We start from the raw sequence: 16,959 nt of genomic DNA on the forward strand, positions 1-16,959 counted from the left end.
GCCCGTCCATCCGTCCACGGACCCTCCGAGGAACAGGAAGACCGCATGCACCCCCTGACCCGTCCCATCGCCCTCGTCGGGCCCGCCCGGCGGCACGCGCTCCGCCACTTCCGGGCCGTGATCTTCGACATGGACGGGGTGGTCACGGACACCGCCGGGGTGCACGCGCGGGCGTGGAAGGAGCTGTTCGACGCCTCGCTGCCCGCGGTCGGGGCCCTGCCGCAGAACGCGGCCGTCGTGGCCGCCCGGCCCCAGTGCCTGCGCCCCTTCGACGAGGCCACCGACTACCTCACCTACGTGGACGGCCGCCCCCGCGAGGACGGGGTGCGCGCCTTCTTCGCCTCCCGCGGCCTGGCCGTCCCCGAGGCCGCCGGGGAGCCCGGCACCACCGGGCCGCCCCCCAGCGAGGAGGTGGCCCGGGCGGAGGCCGCGACGGCGGCCCGCACGGCGGAGGCGTCCCGGCCTGCCGGGGACCCGGCACCGGGTGCACCGGAGACGTCGGGGCCCGGGGCCCTGTCCTCGGTCGCGCTGGCCCCGGCCGAGGAGCTGACCGTGCAGTCCCTCGCCGAGCGCAAGCAGGGCTACTTCGAGGCCGTGCTCGCCCGGGACGGCGTCACGGTGTTCCCCGAGGCGCTCGACCTGCTCACCCGGCTGCGCCACGAGGCGGTGCCCACCGCGCTCGTGACCTCCTCCCGCAACTCCGCGGCCGTGCTGGGCGCCGGCCACGTGCAGCGGATGTTCGACGTGGTGGTGGACGGCAACACCGCGATCGAGCGGGCCCTGCCGGGCAAGCCGGACCCGGCCATGTTCCTCGTCGCCGCGCAGGAGCTCGGCGTCGAGCCCGCGGACGCCATCGTCCTCGAGGACGCCGCCTCCGGCGTCCAGGCCGCGCGCGACGGCGGCTTCGGGCTGGTGGTCGGCGTGGACCGGGCGCGGGACCCGGACCGGCTCAAGCAGGCCGGGGCGGACGTGGTGGTGGAGGACTTCACGGAGCTGCACCTGGAGCACCGCACCACCCGGCCCTTCGACCCGGCCTGGGTGCTCGCCTACGACCACTTCGACCCCGAGGACGAGGGGACGCGCGAGGCCCTGTGCACCCTGGCCAACGGCTACTGGGGCACCCGCGGCTCCGTGCCCGGCACCAGCGCCGGGGACGCCGGCGAGGTCCACTATCCCGGCACCTACCTGGCCGGCGTGTTCAACCGGCTCGAGTCCACCGTCCAGGGCCGGACGGTGGAGACCGAGCACATGGTCAACGCCCCCGACTGGACGTACCTGAAGGTGACGCTGCCCGGCGGGGACGAGCTGCTGCCGGGCAACCCGGACCTCATCTCCTACCGCCAGGAGCTGGACCTGCGCCGGGGCCTGCTGAGCCGCACCTGCCGGTTCCGCGACCGCCAGGGGCGCACCACCCGGGTCAGCACGCGCCAGTTCCAGTCCTTCGCCGGGCACCACCTGGCCGCCATGGAGCTCACCGTGGAGGCCGAGGACTGGTCCGGCGCCGCGACCGTGCGCTCGCTGATCGACGGCCGGGTGGCCAACCGCAACGTGGCCGACGACCGGGAGCTGGCCTCGGCCCACTGGCAGCCGGTCACCTCCCGCGAGCTGGACCCCGAGACCGTGCTGCTGGAGACCGTGACCAGCCAGTCGGACGTGCACGTGGCGATGGCCGCCCGCACCCGGTTCCAGTCCCCCGCGGACGCCGAGGAGCCGGTGCGCACGCCCGTGGAGCTGGGCGAGCTCGTGGCCGGGCACGACATCGAGATCCGGCTGGAGGCGGGCGTGCCCGTGATGCTGGACAAGATCGTGGCGGCGGCCAACACGCACGACCACGCCGTCTCCTCGGTGTGGCACAACGCGGCCAAGCGGATCGAGCGGACCGGGTCCTTCCGGCAGCTGCTGACCTTCCACGAGGAGATGTGGGGCATCAGCTGGGGCCGCTTCGCGGTGAAGCTGGACACCATCCGCGAGGGCCCCGAGCTGATGCCGGAGGCCTTCGACGGGCTGTACGCCTTCGCCGGCGCCACCCAGCGCCACCAGCTGGCCCTGAACCTGCACACCTTCCACGTGCTGCAGACCTCCTTCGGCTCCCGCCGGGACCTCGACGCCGGCCTGGGCGCCCGCGGGCTGCACGGGGAGGGCTACCGCGGCCACGTCTTCTGGGACGAGCTGTTCATCTACCCCATGCTCACCCTGCGCCGGCCCGAGCTGACCCGCGGGCTGCTGATGTACCGGTACCGGCGCCTGGGCGAGGCGCGGGCCAACGCGCGCGCCGAGGGCTACCGGGGGGCCATGTTCCCGTGGCAGTCGGGCTCCGACGGGCGCGAGGAGACCCCGCGCGAGCTGTGGAACCCCCGCTCCGGGCAGTGGATGCCGGACAACTCCCACAACCAGCGGCACGTGTCCCTGGCCGTGGCCTACTCGGTGCTGCGCTACATCGAGGCCACGCGGGACCAGATGTTCCTCTCCGACTACGGCGCCGAGATGCTGGTGGAGGTCTGCCGCTTCTTCGTCTCGATGACCCACCACGACCGCGGGCGCGACCGGTACGAGCTGCACGGGGTGATGGGCCCGGACGAGTACCACGACGGCTACCCGGACGCCCCCGGCTCCGGGCTGCGCAACAACGCGTACACCAACGTGCTGCTGTCCTGGGTGCTCTCCGAGACGGTCCGCCTGGTGCGCTGGCTCAACGGCCTGGACGACCCGCTGACGGAGTGGCTGGACGTCTTCGAGGACGAGCTGGAGTTGTGGGAGCGGATCAGCCTGAAGCTGCGGGTGCCCTTCCAGGACGGCGGGGTGATGAGCCAGTTCGACGGCTACGAGGACCTGCTCGAGTTCGACTGGGAGCACTACCGCCGCACGTACGGCAACATCGGCCGGCTCGACCTGATCCTGCAGGCCGAGGGCGACTCCACCAACCGGTACAAGCTCTCCAAGCAGGCGGACGTGCTCATGCTCGCCTACCTGTTCTCCTCCGAGGAGCTCCAGGGCATCCTGCAGCGGATGGGCTACAGCTTCACCTCGGAGGACTTCGCCGCCACGGTGGAGTACTACCTGCAGCGCACCTCGCACGGCTCCACCCTGTCCCGGCTCGTGCACGGCTGGGTGGCCGCCCGCACCGACCGCTCCGGCTCGTGGCGGCTGTTCGAGGAGGCCCTCGAGGCGGACCTGTCAGACACCCAGGGCGGGACCACGCGCGAGGGCATCCACCTGGGCGCGATGGCCGGCACGGTGGACATGGTCATCCGCTGCTACGCCGGGGTGGAGACCCGGTCGGACACCCTGTGGCTGCACCCGCAGCTGCCGGTGGAGGCCCCGGGCGTGCAGTTCACCCTCCGCTTCCGCCAGCAGCCGCTGAGCGTGCGGATCACCCAGTACTGCATCACCCTGGAGCTGCTGGAGGGCTCGGCGCACCCCATCCACCTCAACGTGGAGGGCCGGGACAAGACCATGCACCCCGGCGAGAAGTGGACCGTGCCGCTGCTGAACCGGCACCCGTCGCTGACCTCCTCCGTGGACCCCATGGCGTGCGTCTCCCCGGACGCCAACCGGCTGGGCATCCTGTGACGGCCGGCCCGTCCCCGCGGGCCGCGGCCCTGCTCCGCGGCCGGGTCGTCGTCGCCGCCCCGATGGCCGGCGGCCCCTCCACCCCGGCGCTCGCGGCGGCGGTCTCGGCCGCCGGCGGGCTCGGGTTCCTCGCGGGCGGCATGCGCGCGGTGGACGCGCTCGCGGCGGACGTGGCGGCGGTCCGCGCCGCCCTGGACGGCGCCGGCGCGCCGTTCGGCGTCAACCTCTTCGTCCCCGAGCCGGCGAACACCGCCATCCCCCCGGAGCGGACCGCGCCCGGCTCGGCGTCCCGGCGCCGGCGCGCGGAGGCCGTGCTCCGGTACCGTGCCGCACTGCTCGCCGAGGCGCAGCGCCGCGGCGTGGAGCTGCCCGCGGCCGAGGCCCTGGACCCGGACGCGACGGACGGCTGGGCGGAGAAGCTCGCCGCCGCCGAGGCCGGGGCGTGGCCGCTCGTGACGTTCACGTTCGGGCTGCCCGCCCGGGAGGTGTTCGACCGGCTGCACGCCGCCGGCTGCGTGCTCGGGGTGACCGTGACGAGCGCCGGGGAGGCGGTGCGCTCCGTGGACCACGGCGCGGACGTGCTCAGCGTCCAGGGCCCGGAGTCCGGCGGACACCGCTCCGTGCACGACCCGGCCGCCGACCCCGGCACCGAGCCCCTGCCGGAGCTGCTCGCCCGGGTGCGGGACGCCGTCGGGCCCGGCGTGCCGCTGCTGGCCGCCGGCGGGATCATGGACGCCGCCGGCGTGCGGGCCGTTCTGGCCGCGGGGGCCGCGGCGGCGCAGTGCGGCACCGCGTTCCTGCGCGCCGAGGAGGCCGGGACCTCCGGGCTGCAGCGGGCCGCGCTGGAGGCCGCCGCGGCCGGGACCGGCTTCGTCAGCGTGGACGGCGCCGCCCGCACCGCCCTGACGCGGGCGTACTCGGGCCGCTGGGCCCGCGGGCTGGAGAACCGCTTCCTGCGCGAGCACACCGACGCCCCCGCGGCCTACCCGGAGGTCAACGCCCTCACCGGGCCGCTGCGCGCGGCCGCCGGGGCCGCCGGGGACCCGGAGGCCTCGAGCCTGTGGGCCGGCGTCGGGGCCGCCCGGACCGCCGCCGCTCCCGCCGCGGAGATCCTGCGCGCCCTGCTGCCCTGACCAGCGCCCCACCCTCCCCGCTCCCGGGTCGCGAACCCCGGGTGCCGGGCGCGAGGACCCTGCGTCCACGACCCGGGACCGTGGGCCCCGTCGGGACGGGAAGACCAGACCACGGGATGACTCCCGGGACCCCGGCGCCGCCTAGGGTGGAGCACCGTGAACCCCCTGCACCGGCTCGACACGTGGTCGCGCCGCCACCCCGTCCTCGTCGACTCGCTCGTGGCGGCGGGGCTCCTGGCTTTCCTCGCCCTGCTGTCCGTGGGTGCGGTGGTGCCGTTCGAGAGCACCACGGTCGGGCACTTCCTGTGGGGGCTGCTCGCGCTGGCGTGCGCGGTGGGCCAGCTGGCACCGTGGGCGATCCGCCGCTGGCGGCCGGTCCTGTCCGCCGGGATCGTCGTGTCCGCCTGCCTGCTGCAGCTCGTGCTGGGCCCGGAGCTGCTGCCCTCCCTCATCGCCGTCCCGATGACCGTGCACAACCTCGCCGTGAACGGCCCCCGCTGGGCCTCGCTCGCCGGGATCGGCACCGCCCTGGCCGGGGCGGTGCTCAACGGGCTCAAGATCGCCTACGTCGGGGCCCCGGGGTTCGCCGACGACGGCTCGGCCCTGGGCCGAGGGGCCGCCCTGGCGGCCGGCGGCACCACCGAGCGGCTGGCCGCCGGGGCGGGGGCGGCCGTGGCCGCCGCCGCGATCGTGCTGGCCGCGTGGGCCTTCGGGGACCTGGCCCGGACGCGGCGGCTGGCCCTCGAACAGCTCCGGGACCGGGCGCGGCGGCTGGAGGTCGAGGCCGCCCGGGAGCGGGCGCTCGCCGCCGCGGACGAGCGCAACCACATCGCCCGGGAGATGCACGACATCGTGGCGCACTCCCTGCAGGTCATCATCACGCAGGCCGACGGCGGCCGGTACGCGGGGGCGCGGGACCCGGCGGTCGCCGTCGGGACGCTGCAGACCGTCTCGGACACGGGCCGGCGCGCCCTCGGGGAGATGCGGCGGCTGCTGGGGGTGCTGCGCGGCCCCGAGTCCCTCGGGTTCCACCCTCAGCCGGGCCTGGCGGACCTGGACGAGCTCGTGGAGACCATCCGGCTCACCGGGCTCGAGGTGGACTTCACCACCGAGGGGACCCCGCGCCGCGAGCTGCCGGCCGGCGGGGAGCTCGCGGCCTACCGTGCCGTCCAGGAGGCGCTCACCAACACCGTGCGCCACGGCGGTCCGGAGGCCCGGGCGGCGGTGCGCCTGTGCTGGACCGGCCGGGGCCTGGAGATCGGCGTGGAGGACGACGGCCGCGGCGCCGCCGCCTCCCCCGAGACCCGCGGCGCCGGGCAGGGGCTGCTCGGGCTGCGGGAGCGGATCGCGCTGTTCGGCGGCACCGCGACCGCCGGCCCCCGCCCCGGCGGCGGCTTCGGCGTGCACGCGACCGTGCCGTACCAGGAGGTCTGAGCGGCACCGAGGCCCGGGGTGCGTGTCCACCCCCCGACCGCCCGGCCGGCAGCCCTGCGCGCCGGCGGCGCTCCCGTCCGGACCCCGGAGACCCGTCCGGGGTGGGACCGCACCGGACGGGTCTTTTGGACCCGGACGGGGGCGTCATGACGGGACCACCGGCAGGGCGCGAGGGCGGGCGGACGGGATGCCCGATCATGGAGGGGTGACCGCACCGACCGCTCCCGCCCCCATCCGCGTCGCCCTCGTGGACGACCAGCAGCTCGTCCGGTCCGGACTGGGCATGCTCGTGGACTCCCAGCCGGACCTGCGGGTGGTCGCGGAGGCCTCCACGGGGCGCGAGGCCGTCGCCTCCCCGGCCGTGCGCGGCGCCGACGTCATCCTCATGGACGTGCGCATGCCGCAGATGGACGGGATCGCGGCCACCCGCGCGCTCCTCGGCGAGCGGCCCGACGCCGGCGCCCCGGCCACCGCGTCCGGGTCCGGCGAGCCGGGGGTCGGGGACCGCGGGGCCGGCCCCGGTGGCGCCCGGACCGCGGCGCCGGGACCCGGGTCCGGCACCGCGCCGTCTGGCCTCGGGGACCCGGAGCGGTGCGGCCCGCGCGTCGTGGTGCTGACGACCTTCGACCTCGACGAGTACGCCCTCGAGGCGATCGAGGCGGGGGCCTCCGGATTCCTGCTCAAGGACGCCCCGCCGGAGGAGCTGCTGGCGGCCATCCGCACCGTGCACCGGGGGGACGCGGTGATCGCGCCCTCCACCACGCGCCGGTTGCTGGACCACCTCGCCCCCACGCTGCGCCGCGGCCAGGCGGCGGAGCAACGGCGCCGGGAGGAGTCGGCGGCCGTGGCGTCCCTGACGCCGCGCGAGCGGGAGGTCCTGGGGCTGATGGCCCGGGGCGAGTCGAACCAGGAGATCGCCGCAGGCCTGTTCCTCTCCGAGGCCACGGTCAAGACCCACGTGGGCCGGGTGCTCGCCAAGCTGGGGGCCCGTGACCGCGTCCAGGCCGTCGTCACCGCCTACCGGGTGGGGCTGGTGCAGCCGTAGGGACGGGTGGGTCGCCGGCGGCGCACCCCGCCGGGCCGGGACGCCGCCCGGGTCGGCGGCGGGGACGGTCGGCGGCCGGGACGGGCGCCCGGGCGCCCCGGCCGACGGCGTGGTATTGGTAGGAGAATGGTGGACACGGGAGCACGCATCGACCCCCACGAAGGAGACCCGGCCATGGACAGTCCCTCCACGGGCACGCAGGCCGCCCTGCAGCTGTACGACCTCATCCTGGACTCCACGGACATCAGCGAGTTCCTCGACGAGCTCGTGACGGCCACGGCCCGCTCCATCTCCGGCCACGCCGGCCGGGTGTGGTGCGCCGTGCTCCTCGTGCGCCCGAAGCGGCCCATCACCGTGGCCTCGTCGGCCCCGGAGGCCGAGGCCCTGGACGAGGTGCAGTACAACTTCGACGACGGGCCCTGCCTCACGGCCGCGCGCGAGGACCGGTTGGTGTACCTCGAGGACACGCTCGAGGAGACCCGCTGGCCCGACTACCGCGCCGCGGCCACGGAGGCCGGGGTGCGCTCCGCCCTCGGGGTCCCGCTGGACCTCGGCGGGGACGCCGCCGCCGCCCTGGACGTGTACTCGGACCGGCCCCACGCCTTCGACGCGTCCACCCTCGAGGTCATCCACCGCCACACCCTGGAGCTGTCCACCGCGCTGCGCCTGGCCGTGCGGCTGGCCCACCACCGGGAGACCGAGACGAACCTGCGCGCCGCGCTTGCCTCCCGCACCGAGATCAACCTGGCCGCCGGCATCCTCATGGGCCGGCACCAGTGCTCGCAGGACCAGGCCGTGGAGATGCTCCGCGCCGCCTCCAGCCACCGCAACGTCAAGCTGCGGGACCTGGCCGGCGAGCTCGTGCGCTCGGTCGGCCAGGGCGCGCCGAACACGCACTTCGTGGACTGACGCGGGCCGGGGGCCCCGCGGGTGTCACCGTGTGACACCCCGCCATGGCGGGACACCCGCCGGTCTGCCTACACTGGCAGGACGGTTGAGCCCAGGCCGCGACAACGTCGTCGAGCCCTGAGGATCCCGTCATGCTCCCCCCTCCCCGGTCCCTGCCGCAGCGCCCCGGTGCTGCCCCGCCAGGCCCGCGCGCCCTCGCGCCGGGCGGGACGGAGGCCTAAGGATGGGCGGGATCGTCGGGGAGGTCGCGCTGCACGGGCGGTCCGCGGACCTGTCCACGGTGAGCAGGATGTCCGAGGCCATGACCCGCACCCCGTACGGCTACGGCACGTGCACCTGGGGCTGGGTGGCCCTGGGCCACCGGCGCCGGCGCGTGGTGCGGGGCGCCCGGACCACGGCCCAGCCGGTGGTGGACGACCGCCTCGGCCTCGGGATCGTGCTCACGGGCACGGTGGTCAACCACCACGACCTCCGCGAGGAGCTGGCCGGGCACCACGCCTTCCGCAGCCACGCCGACCCGGAGGTCGCCCTGGCCGCCTACCACCGATGGGGCGAGCACTTCGCCGAACGGCTCGAGGGGGCCTTCGCCCTGGCCCTGGTGGACGCCTTCCGGGAGCGGGTGCTGCTGGCCCGGGACGCGGACGGCACCATCCCCCTGCACCTCGTCCGGGGCCCGGGGTTCCTGCGCTTCGCCTCCGAGCGGGAGCCGCTGCGCGCCGTCGGGGGCCTGCACCCGACCGCCGATCTCCCCGACCTGCCCCCGGGCACGGTGCACGTCATCGAGCCCTCGGGACGCCGCACCCGGCGGGCCTTCGGGGCCGCCACCGCCGAGCCGGTGGATCCCCTGGACCCCTGGGACGGGGTGCTCCCGTGAGCGGCGGGGACGGTGCCCGGTCCGTCGCCGTGGCGGAGTCGCTGCTGCTCGTGGATCCCGTGGACCTCACGCCCGTCTCCGCCGGGGACCGGGCCGTCCAGCCCGAGGACGAGGGCGGGGACGGGACCACGGGCCACCGCCTCACGGCGGGACGGCACCAGGATCAGGTCGAGGTCAGCGGACCCCCGCAGTCCTCGCTGGCCGGCCTGCTCCACACCATCCGTGCCGGGCGGGAGGCCGTAGAACGGGCGGCCTCCCGTGCCGGTGCAGGGGCGGTGGCACTGGCCACCGCCCCGGGGCGGCTCATCCCCCACCCGGCGCCGGGCGCCCACCACCGCGGGCTCGGCGGGCACCTCGGGCCCACCGGCGCCGAGCGGCTGGTGAACGGCTTCCGGGTGCGGGTGGCCGTGGCCTCCCTGGCGGAGGCGGTGTCCGTGCTGGACGGCCTGCGCCCCTGGCTGCCGGCCCTGCTCGCGCTGAGCGCCAACTCCCCCTTCTGGCAGGGACAGGACACCGGTTACGCGTCCTACCGGTACCAGGCCGCCTCGCGGCTGCCCGCCTCCGGCCCACCCGAGCACTTCGGTTCCCCGGAGGCGCACCGCCGGCACGGGGAGCTGCTCCGGGCCACCGGCCTGCCGATGGACCCGCCCATGCTCCACCAGGACGCGCTCGTCCGCGAGGACGGCCCGGCGGTGGAGGTCCGCGTGGCGGACGTGTGCCTGGACCCGCGGGACGCCGCGGTGCTGGCGGTCCTCGTGCGCGCGCTCGTGGAGACCACCGCCCGCCGGCGGGGCGCCGGCGGCCCGCCCGACGGCGGCGCGTCCGGGATCCCGGCCCCGGTCCCGGCCTCGGTCCTGCGGACGTGGTGCTGGCTCGCGAGCCGGTCCGGGGTGGACGACCGGCTCATCGACCCGGCCACCGGGACGCCCGCGCCCGCGGGGGACGTGCTCTCCCGCCTGCTGGACGCGGTGCGGCCGGTGCTCGCCGAACAGCCCGGCGAGGAGCAGGACGTCGAGGCCGGGGTCGCGGACATCCTGCGCCGCGGGACCGGCGCCCGGCTCCAGCGCGAGGCCTTCGCCGCCCGCCAGGAGGTGCAGGACGTCGTCGCCGCCGTGCGGGCCGCGACGCAGCGCGCCGTATGATCCACCCCATGCCCACCGCAGACGTCCTCGAACGGCGCCGGCTCGCCGTCGGTCCCCATGCCGTGGACGTGCGGGGCCCGTCCGGGACCGGCCCCGGGGCCCCCGGCGCCCGGCCCCTCGTGCTGGTGCACGGGATCGGCGTCTCCGGGGACTACTTCCTGCCCCTCGCCGAGGTGCTCGCCGCCGGGCACGAGGTCCACGTGGTGGACCTGCCCGGCTACGGCGGCACGCCGCGCCCACCCCGCCCGCTGGGGGTCGGCGAGCTCGCCGAGGTGCTCGCCGGGACGGTCGCCGCGCTGGGACTGCAGGCCCCCGTCCTCCTCGGGCACTCCATGGGGTGCCAGGTGGTGGTGGACGCGATCGCCGGCCACCCGGGACTGGCCGCGGGGTACGTCCTGCTCGGGCCCACGGTGGACCCGCGGGCGCGGAGCCTGCCGGCGCAGGCCTGGCGGCTGGCGCGGGACACGCTGCGCGAACCGCCGCGCACGAACGCCGTGATCTTCCGCGACTACGCCCGGATGGGCCTGGTGCGCTACCTGCGCACCTCCCGTTCCATGCTCGCCGACCGCATCGAGGCGGACATCGCGCGGTGCGACGTGCCGGGACTCGTGGTGCGGGGCGGCCGCGACCCCATCGCGCCGCGGGCCTGGGTGCGGCAACTGGCCGCCGCGGCCCCGCGCGCCCGCTCGGCCGAGGTCCCGGGTGCCCCGCACGCCGTCCAGCACGTGCGGCCGCGCGAGCTGGCCGCGGTGATCACCCCGTTCCTCGAGGCCCTGTCCACCGGGCCGGCCGCGTGAGGGGCCGCGTGGCCGGCCTGGCCCTGGACCTCGGCGCATGGGTCCGGGACTACGCCTACGCCCTGCGCCACCAGGCCGCCGGGATCCTGGACCGTGGCGATCCACGGGCCTTCCGGCGCCCGGGCGCCGGAAGGCCCGCCGTGCTGCTGCTGCCGGGCATCTACGAGGAGTGGACGTTCATGCGCCCGCTGGCCCAGGTGCTCTGGCGGGACGGCTACGACGTCCATCCCCTCGAGGACATGGGGCGCAACTCCGGGACGATCGAGGACATGGCGGGGGTGGTGGACCGCTACATCCGCTCGGCCGGACTGCAGGACTGCGTGCTCGTGGCCCACAGCAAGGGCGGGCTGATCGGGAAATACCTGCTGGCGCACCACAACGCCGCCACGGCGATCCGCGGGCTGGTGGCCGTCAACACGCCCTTCGCCGGGTCCGTCCTGGCCTGGCTGCTGCCGCTGCCCGCCGTCCGGGTCTTCCTGCCGCACTCCCCCGTGCTCGCCGCGCTGGCCTCGAGCGCGGACGTGAACGGGCGGATCGTCTCCGTGTACGGGCTCTTCGACCCGCACATCCCCGGGGGCAGCCGGCTGGAGGGCGCCCGGAACGTCCGGCTGGACACGCGGGGACACTTCCTGCCGCTGGGCGATGCGCGCGTGCACCGGGCCGTCCTGGAGGGCGTCGCCTCCCTCGCGCGCTGAGCGCGGCGGCGCCGGCGCGGGGGTCACGCTCCGGGCCTCGCCGGCGCGCGGGTCACGCTCGGGGCCTCGCGGCCTCCCGGCCACAAGGCGGCCCGGCCGCCGGGCCGGCTACCCGGCCGCCGGCATCCAGAGCACGTTCCCGGCGCCCCACAGCACGAGGCAGGCCAGGACGAAGGGCAGCGTGCGGGCGATGAGCGCCCCGCGGGTCAGGACGGGCCCCGGGGTGTCCGGGCCCTGCCGCGGGCCGGCGATCCGGTAGGCCAGCTCGATGCGGGCCGGGCTGGCCAGGCACGCCAGTCCGGCGGCCACGTTCTGGGAGGCCATCATCCACAGCCGGTCCACGCCCAGGGCCTGCGCCGCGGAGACCTGCGTGCCGCCGAACATGGCGTTGGCCCCCGTGCCCGAGGCGGTGATGTAGCCGCCGAGGCCGCCCACGAGGGGCACGAGGAAGAGGTAGGCGTGCCCGAGCGAGGCCAGCGCCGCGGCGAGCTGGTCCGCCAGCCCGCCGCCGGCCACGGCGGTGCCGAGCAGGAGGTAGAGCCCGGTGGGCACGGCCACGCCCAGCCACATCCGCCAGGTCTCGCGGGGCAGCCGCCAGCGCTGCTGCCGGGCCAGGGACAGCACCGCGGTCCCCACCAGGGCGCCGGTGACGGACCACAGGGCGGGCGAGCCCAGCACCGGCCCGACGGCCCCCAGGGGCAGTCCGCGTTCCAGCGCCTGGCCCACGATCGTGCCGCCGAGCAGCACGAGGTAGGGGACGAGCTCGCGCACCGGGACCGGTCCCATCCGGCCCCGGCCGATGAGCAGGGCCCACGCCGCGGACATGGCCAGGGTGGCCGTGGCCCCGGCGGGCGGGGTGCCGACGACGAGGTTCGCGCCCACCACGAGCACGGACAGCACCACCCCGGAGAGGATCCCGGTGCCGATCCAGGCGGCGTACGCACCGGCCGGGTGACCGGACCGGCCGGCGGGGGGCGCGGTGCCCCGCCCGGCGATCACGGCCGCCACCGCCCCGGAGCCGAGGAAGGCCAAGACGTTGAGCACCCCGGAGGCCACGCCCAGCTCCGCGAGGCCGACCCCCGCCTGCTGGGAGCCCAGCAGCGTCCCGGGACCCATGGAGCCCCACGGCCCCACCATGAGGGCCACGAGGGACAGTGAGGCCGCGCGCAGCGGCGTGAACCCCAGGGAGAGCAGCAGCGGCAGGCCGATGATCACGGAGACCCCGAAGCCGGTCACCGTCTCCATGAAGGGCACCACCCCGTGCGCCATGAGCAGCGCGGAGGCCACGGTGGGGCCCCCGCCGGCCGAGAGCCAGCGGGCCAGCCGTTCCTGGGCGCCCGTGCGCTCCATGACGCGGGAGAGCAGGATCCCGCCGGCGATGATCGCCAGGACCTCCACGAGCGTCCCCAGCCCCGCCCCGAAGGCCGCGGCCACCTCGGCGGGGGCGGTGCGGAACCAGAGCAGACCGGACAGCACGGCGGCCACGACGCCGGCCCCGGGGGCCACCCAGGAGGGCGCGGGGACCAGCAACAGGCCCAGGGTGAGCGCGATGGGCAGCGCCGCCATCAGCACGTCCACCGGCCGCCCCCGTCCTTCCGTGTCCTTCCGTGGGCGACGAGTCCCTCCCGGCCCCCCGAGGGATGCTACCGGTCCGTCGGACGGGCCCTGGTCCCCCCGACCGGTCCGGGGCATCCCCGAGTCATCCCGGAGGATGACCCGGATCCGCCCCGGAACCCGCCCGCGGGGCGATCCGCGCGGGCCCCGGGACCGCCAGAGTGGATGCCATGGACAGCACTGCGCACCCCACCGCCCTCGATCCCCGTCCCGCCTCCCCCGGGCCCGACGCCGGCCCGGCCGCCTCCCCCGCCGGCCCCACCCCCGCCACGCCCGCGGTCTCGGCCCGCGGCCTGGTCAAGGCCTACGGCCGCGGGGAGGCCGCGGTCCGCGCCCTGGCCGGGGTGGACGTGGACTTCGCCGCGGGCCGGTTCACCGCGATCATGGGCCCGTCCGGGTCCGGCAAGTCCACCCTGATGCACTGCCTCGCCGGGCTGGACACGGTGGACGCCGGCCGGATCGAGCTGGCGGGCCGGGAGATCACCGGGCTGTCCGACGCCGAGCTGACCCGGTTGCGCCGGGACCGGATCGGCTTCGTGTTCCAGGCCTTCAACCTCGTCCCCACCCTGACGGCGGAGCAGAACATCGTCCTGCCCCTGGACCTCGCGGGCCGGCGCGTGGACCGCGCGTGGCTCGCGGACGTCGTCGGGATCCTGGGCCTGTCCGAGCGGCTGGGGCACAAGCCGCACGAGCTCTCCGGCGGGCAGCAGCAGCGCGTGGCCGTGGCCCGCGCGCTGCTGACCCGGCCGGACGTGGTGTTCGCGGACGAGCCGACCGGCAACCTGGACTCCACCACGGGTGCCGAGGTGCTGTCCCTGCTGCGGCGCTCGGCCCGGGAGATGGGCCAGACCGTCATCATGGTCACCCACGACCCCGCGGCCGCCTCCTACGCGGACCGCGTGGTGCTGCTGGCCGACGGGCGGCCGGCCGGCGAGGTCGCCGACCCCACGCCCGAGCGCGTCCTGGCCGCCCTCGCCGCCCTGTCCCCGGTGGGGGGTGCCTGAGCCGTGCTCACGCTCGCCCTGTCCCAGCTGCGGGACCGGCCCCGGCGCTACGTCTCCGTGCTGCTGGCCATCGTCATCGGCGTCACCTTCCTGGCCTCGGCCCTGTTGGTCGGGTCCTCGGCCACGGCCAGCCTGCGCAACTCCCTCGGGGCCACCTACTCGGCCGCGGACCTCGTGGTGGCCCCGGCCCCGGGCGCCGACTTCGAGACCGGGGTGGGGCTGGCCGCGGCCGCCGGCACGCCCGCCGGGCCGGGGTCGCTGCAGGACGTGGAGGGGGTCCGCGAGGCCCACGCCCACGTGGTCACCGCCGCCGGGCTCCAGCGCCCGTCCGGACGGGAGGGGACCGGCTCGTGGAGCGAGACCTCGGACTTCGCCCTCGTCTCCACCGTCCCCCGGGACACGACCCTCGTCCCCGCAGAGCTCGTGGCCGGCGGCTTCCCGGCGCCCGGCTCGGCCACGGAGATCGTCCTCGACGAGCGGACCGCGCGGTCCTTCGGCCTCGCGGTCGGCTCCAGCACCTACCTGATCCCCGGCGTCGAGGCCGACTCCCCCGGCCGACGGGTCACCGTGGCGGGGATCGCCGAGGTCTCGCAGGACCCCAACGCGATCGGGGCCATCCAGGTGCGGGCCGACGAGGCGCTGACCGAGGCCCTGAAGGCCGACGCCCTCGCCGCCCTCCGGTCCCTCGAGGGCGCGGTGGTGGACGGGCCGGAGGCGCGGGAGCAGGCGGCGGCGGCCGAGATGGCCGAGGCCCTGGCGGCCGACCACGCCGAGCACGTGCTCGTCCGCCTCGCGGACGGCGCCGACCCCGCGCGGGTCGCCGCCGCGCTGCGGGAGGCGGCCGAGGACCGGGGCCTGGACGTGACCGTGGCGACCCCGGACGTGCAGGCGCAGGAGCAGGTGGCCCGGATGGCCGGCTCCAACGTCTTCGCCTGGGTCCTCGGGGCCTTCGCCGCGATCGCCCTGCTCGTGACGGCCCTCGTCATCGCCAACACCTTCTCCGTGCTCGTGGCCCAGCGCTCGCGCGACCTGGCCCTGCAGCGGGCCCTGGGCGCCTCGACGCGGCAGGTCCGCGGCTCGGTGCTGGCCGAGGCCGGGGTCGTCGGGCTGCTCGGGTCCCTGGTGGGCGTCGGCCTGGCCGCCGCACTGGTGGCCGGCCTCGTGGCGTGGGGCGCCACGGCCGAGGGCTTCGGCTTCCTCACCTTCGAGGCCGCCCCGCTGGACCTGGTCACGTGCGTGGCGGTCGGCGTCGGGCTGACCGTGCTCGCCTCCTCCGCCGCCGCCGGCGCCGCCACCCGGGTGTCCCCGCTCGAGGCGATGCGGCCCCGCGAGGACGCCGCCGTGGGGAACCGCGCCGGCACCGTGCGCCTCGTCCTCGGGACGCTGGCCCTGCTCGCGGGCGCCGCGGGGCTCGTGGGCGGTGCCGTCCAGGCCAACCTGGCGATCGCCGTGGCCGGCGGGGCGCTGTCCTTCGTGGGCGTGCTGATGCTCGCCGTGCTGTTCGTGCCCGCGGTCGTCTCCGTGGCGGGACTCGCGGCGCGGCCGGCGGGGGTGCCGGGGCGGATGGCCCGGCTCAACGCCGTGCGCAACCCGGGCCGGACCGCCTCCACCGCGGCGGCCCTGCTGATCGGCACCACGCTCGTGGCCATGATGCTCACGGGCGGGCGCACCGCCCAGGTGCAGATGGACACCATCTTCCGGGCCGAGTTCCCGGTGGACGTGCAGGTCCGGCTGGACCCCGACGGCGGCGCGGCCGAGCGCGACCGGGTCGTCGCCGTGGAGGGCGTGGACGCCGCCGCCCTGCTCGTGCCGGCCGGCACGGCCCGGCCGGCCGGGACCGGGGGCGGCGGTGCCGCCGAGGGCGGGACCGCCGGCGGCGAGGCCGCCGTGTACGCCGCAGACCCGGAGCAGCTGCGCGCGGTGGTGGCGGGCCTGCCCGCGGACGCCGCCGAACGGCTGGGCGAGTCGGGGACGGTGCTCGTGCCGAACACCGTGGAGGCCGATGCGCTGGTCGTCACCGGCCCCGCGGGATCCCGCACGTTCGACGTGGTCGCGAGCGCCTCCTCCGCCCTGGTGCCGGTCATCCCGCTCGCGGACGCCCGGGCGCTGGGCCTCGACCCCGGGGCGGCGGGCGCCGGGGCCTCCGTCGGCCTTCCCGAGGGCCCGGCGCCCCAGCTGTGGCTGCGGGCCGACGAGGGCCTGGCGCTGGACGCCCTGCAGGAGCTGAACACCGAGGTGGCCCAGGCCGCCGGCGTCACCCAGGACTCCGTGAGCGGGGAGCTGGCCCTGCGGCTGCTGTTCACGGTCGTCATCGACGGCATGCTCATGGTGGTCACCGCCCTGCTGGCCGTCTCGGTGCTCATCGCCCTCGTGGGGGTGGCGAACACGCTGTCCCTGTCCGCGATCGAGCGGTCCCGGGAGAACTCCCTGATGCGGGCCCTCGGCCTGACGCGCGGCGGGCTGCGCGGGATGCTGGCCCTCGAGGCGGTGCTGGTCTCCGGCGTCGCCGCGCTGGTCGGCTGCGTGCTCGGGACCGTCTACGGCGGCTTCGGCGCCCACACGGTGTTCGGGCCGATGGCCGCCGGGATCGGCCAACCCGTCGTGTGGCCCGTGGTGCCGTGGCCGGAGCTGGCGCTGATCGTGGTGGTCTCCGTGGCCGCGGGGCTGCTGGCCTCGGTGGCGCCGTCCCGCCGGGCGGCGCGGCTGTCCCCGGTCCAGGGGCTGGCCACCGCCTGAGGCACC

Annotated in this window: 12 protein-coding genes; 11 read left to right on the top strand and 1 reads right to left on the bottom strand. The window is 76.8% G+C overall.

Features of this window, described 5'->3' with window-relative positions:
• Positions 1-45: 45 nt before the first annotated feature.
• The 9 genes from E7744_RS13905 (at position 46) to E7744_RS13950 (ending at position 11,599) form a co-directional block, all read left to right on the top strand.
• Positions 46-3,570 (top strand): HAD-IA family hydrolase, encoded by a 3,525-nt coding sequence (locus E7744_RS13905; RefSeq protein ID WP_137774638.1) that lies wholly within the window; start codon positions 46-48, stop codon positions 3,568-3,570.
• Entirely contained in the window at positions 3,567-4,703 is a 1,137-nt protein-coding gene (locus E7744_RS13910; RefSeq protein ID WP_246858464.1) for a nitronate monooxygenase, read from the top strand. Before E7744_RS13905 ends, E7744_RS13910 begins: the two co-directional genes overlap by 4 nt.
• A 156-nt stretch (positions 4,704-4,859) precedes the next feature.
• Complete coding sequence (locus tag E7744_RS13915) at positions 4,860-6,137, top strand: sensor histidine kinase (RefSeq protein ID WP_137774639.1); 1,278 nt, start codon at positions 4,860-4,862, stop codon at positions 6,135-6,137.
• A 205-nt stretch (positions 6,138-6,342) separates the two neighbouring features.
• A complete protein-coding gene (locus E7744_RS16285) occupies positions 6,343-7,182 on the top strand; it encodes a response regulator transcription factor (RefSeq protein ID WP_305764206.1) in 840 nt (279 codons plus the stop codon).
• Positions 7,183-7,356: 174 nt separating this feature from the next.
• Positions 7,357-8,091 (top strand): GAF and ANTAR domain-containing protein, encoded by a 735-nt coding sequence (locus E7744_RS13930; protein ID WP_137774640.1) that lies wholly within the window; start codon positions 7,357-7,359, stop codon positions 8,089-8,091.
• A gap of 223 nt (positions 8,092-8,314) precedes the next feature.
• Positions 8,315-8,965, top strand: a complete 651-nt coding sequence (locus E7744_RS13935; RefSeq protein ID WP_137774641.1) for a hypothetical protein — start codon at positions 8,315-8,317, stop codon at positions 8,963-8,965.
• A complete protein-coding gene (locus tag E7744_RS13940; protein ID WP_137774642.1) occupies positions 8,962-10,107 on the top strand; it encodes a glutamate--cysteine ligase in 1,146 nt (381 codons plus the stop codon). Before E7744_RS13935 ends, E7744_RS13940 begins: the two co-directional genes overlap by 4 nt.
• Before the next feature lie 8 nt (positions 10,108-10,115).
• Entirely contained in the window at positions 10,116-10,904 is a 789-nt protein-coding gene (locus E7744_RS13945; protein ID WP_168199830.1) for an alpha/beta fold hydrolase, read from the top strand.
• Positions 10,905-10,912: 8 nt separating this feature from the next.
• The gene (locus tag E7744_RS13950; protein ID WP_246858465.1) at positions 10,913-11,599 is read left to right on the top strand and encodes a hypothetical protein; all 687 of its coding nucleotides are present in this window, start codon (positions 10,913-10,915) and stop codon (positions 11,597-11,599) included.
• Positions 11,600-11,707: 108 nt separating this feature from the next.
• Here the strand turns inward: E7744_RS13950 and E7744_RS13955 are convergent, their stop codons facing one another.
• Positions 11,708-13,177 carry an L-lactate permease gene (locus E7744_RS13955; RefSeq protein WP_137774645.1) on the bottom strand — a complete coding sequence of 490 codons (1,470 nt, stop codon included), beginning with the start codon at positions 13,175-13,177 and terminating at the stop codon, positions 11,708-11,710.
• 206 nt (positions 13,178-13,383) lie between these two features.
• Between E7744_RS13955 and E7744_RS13960 the strand changes: the two genes are divergently transcribed.
• Positions 13,384-14,217: an ABC transporter ATP-binding protein gene (locus tag E7744_RS13960; protein ID WP_137774646.1), complete on the top strand. Its 834-nt coding sequence runs from the start codon at positions 13,384-13,386 to the stop codon at positions 14,215-14,217.
• Positions 14,218-14,220: 3 nt separating this feature from the next.
• Positions 14,221-16,953 carry an FtsX-like permease family protein gene (locus tag E7744_RS13965; RefSeq protein WP_137774647.1) on the top strand — a complete coding sequence of 911 codons (2,733 nt, stop codon included), beginning with the start codon at positions 14,221-14,223 and terminating at the stop codon, positions 16,951-16,953.
• Positions 16,954-16,959 lie beyond the last annotated feature (6 nt).

The organism is Citricoccus sp. SGAir0253 (assembly GCF_005877055.1).
Classification (GTDB): domain Bacteria; phylum Actinomycetota; class Actinomycetes; order Actinomycetales; family Micrococcaceae; genus Citricoccus.

Excerpts from the sequence above, each read along its gene's own strand:
- E7744_RS13905 (WP_137774638.1), top strand. The coding sequence starts at position 46 with ATGCACCCCCTGACCCGTCCCATCGCCCTCGTCGGGCCCGCCCGGCGG.
- E7744_RS13945 (WP_168199830.1), top strand. The coding sequence starts at position 10,116 with ATGCCCACCGCAGACGTCCTCGAACGGCGCCGGCTCGCCGTCGGTCCC.
- E7744_RS13960 (WP_137774646.1), top strand. The coding sequence starts at position 13,384 with ATGGACAGCACTGCGCACCCCACCGCCCTCGATCCCCGTCCCGCCTCC.
- E7744_RS13935 (WP_137774641.1), top strand. The coding sequence starts at position 8,315 with ATGGGCGGGATCGTCGGGGAGGTCGCGCTGCACGGGCGGTCCGCGGAC.
- E7744_RS13930 (WP_137774640.1), top strand. The coding sequence starts at position 7,357 with ATGGACAGTCCCTCCACGGGCACGCAGGCCGCCCTGCAGCTGTACGAC.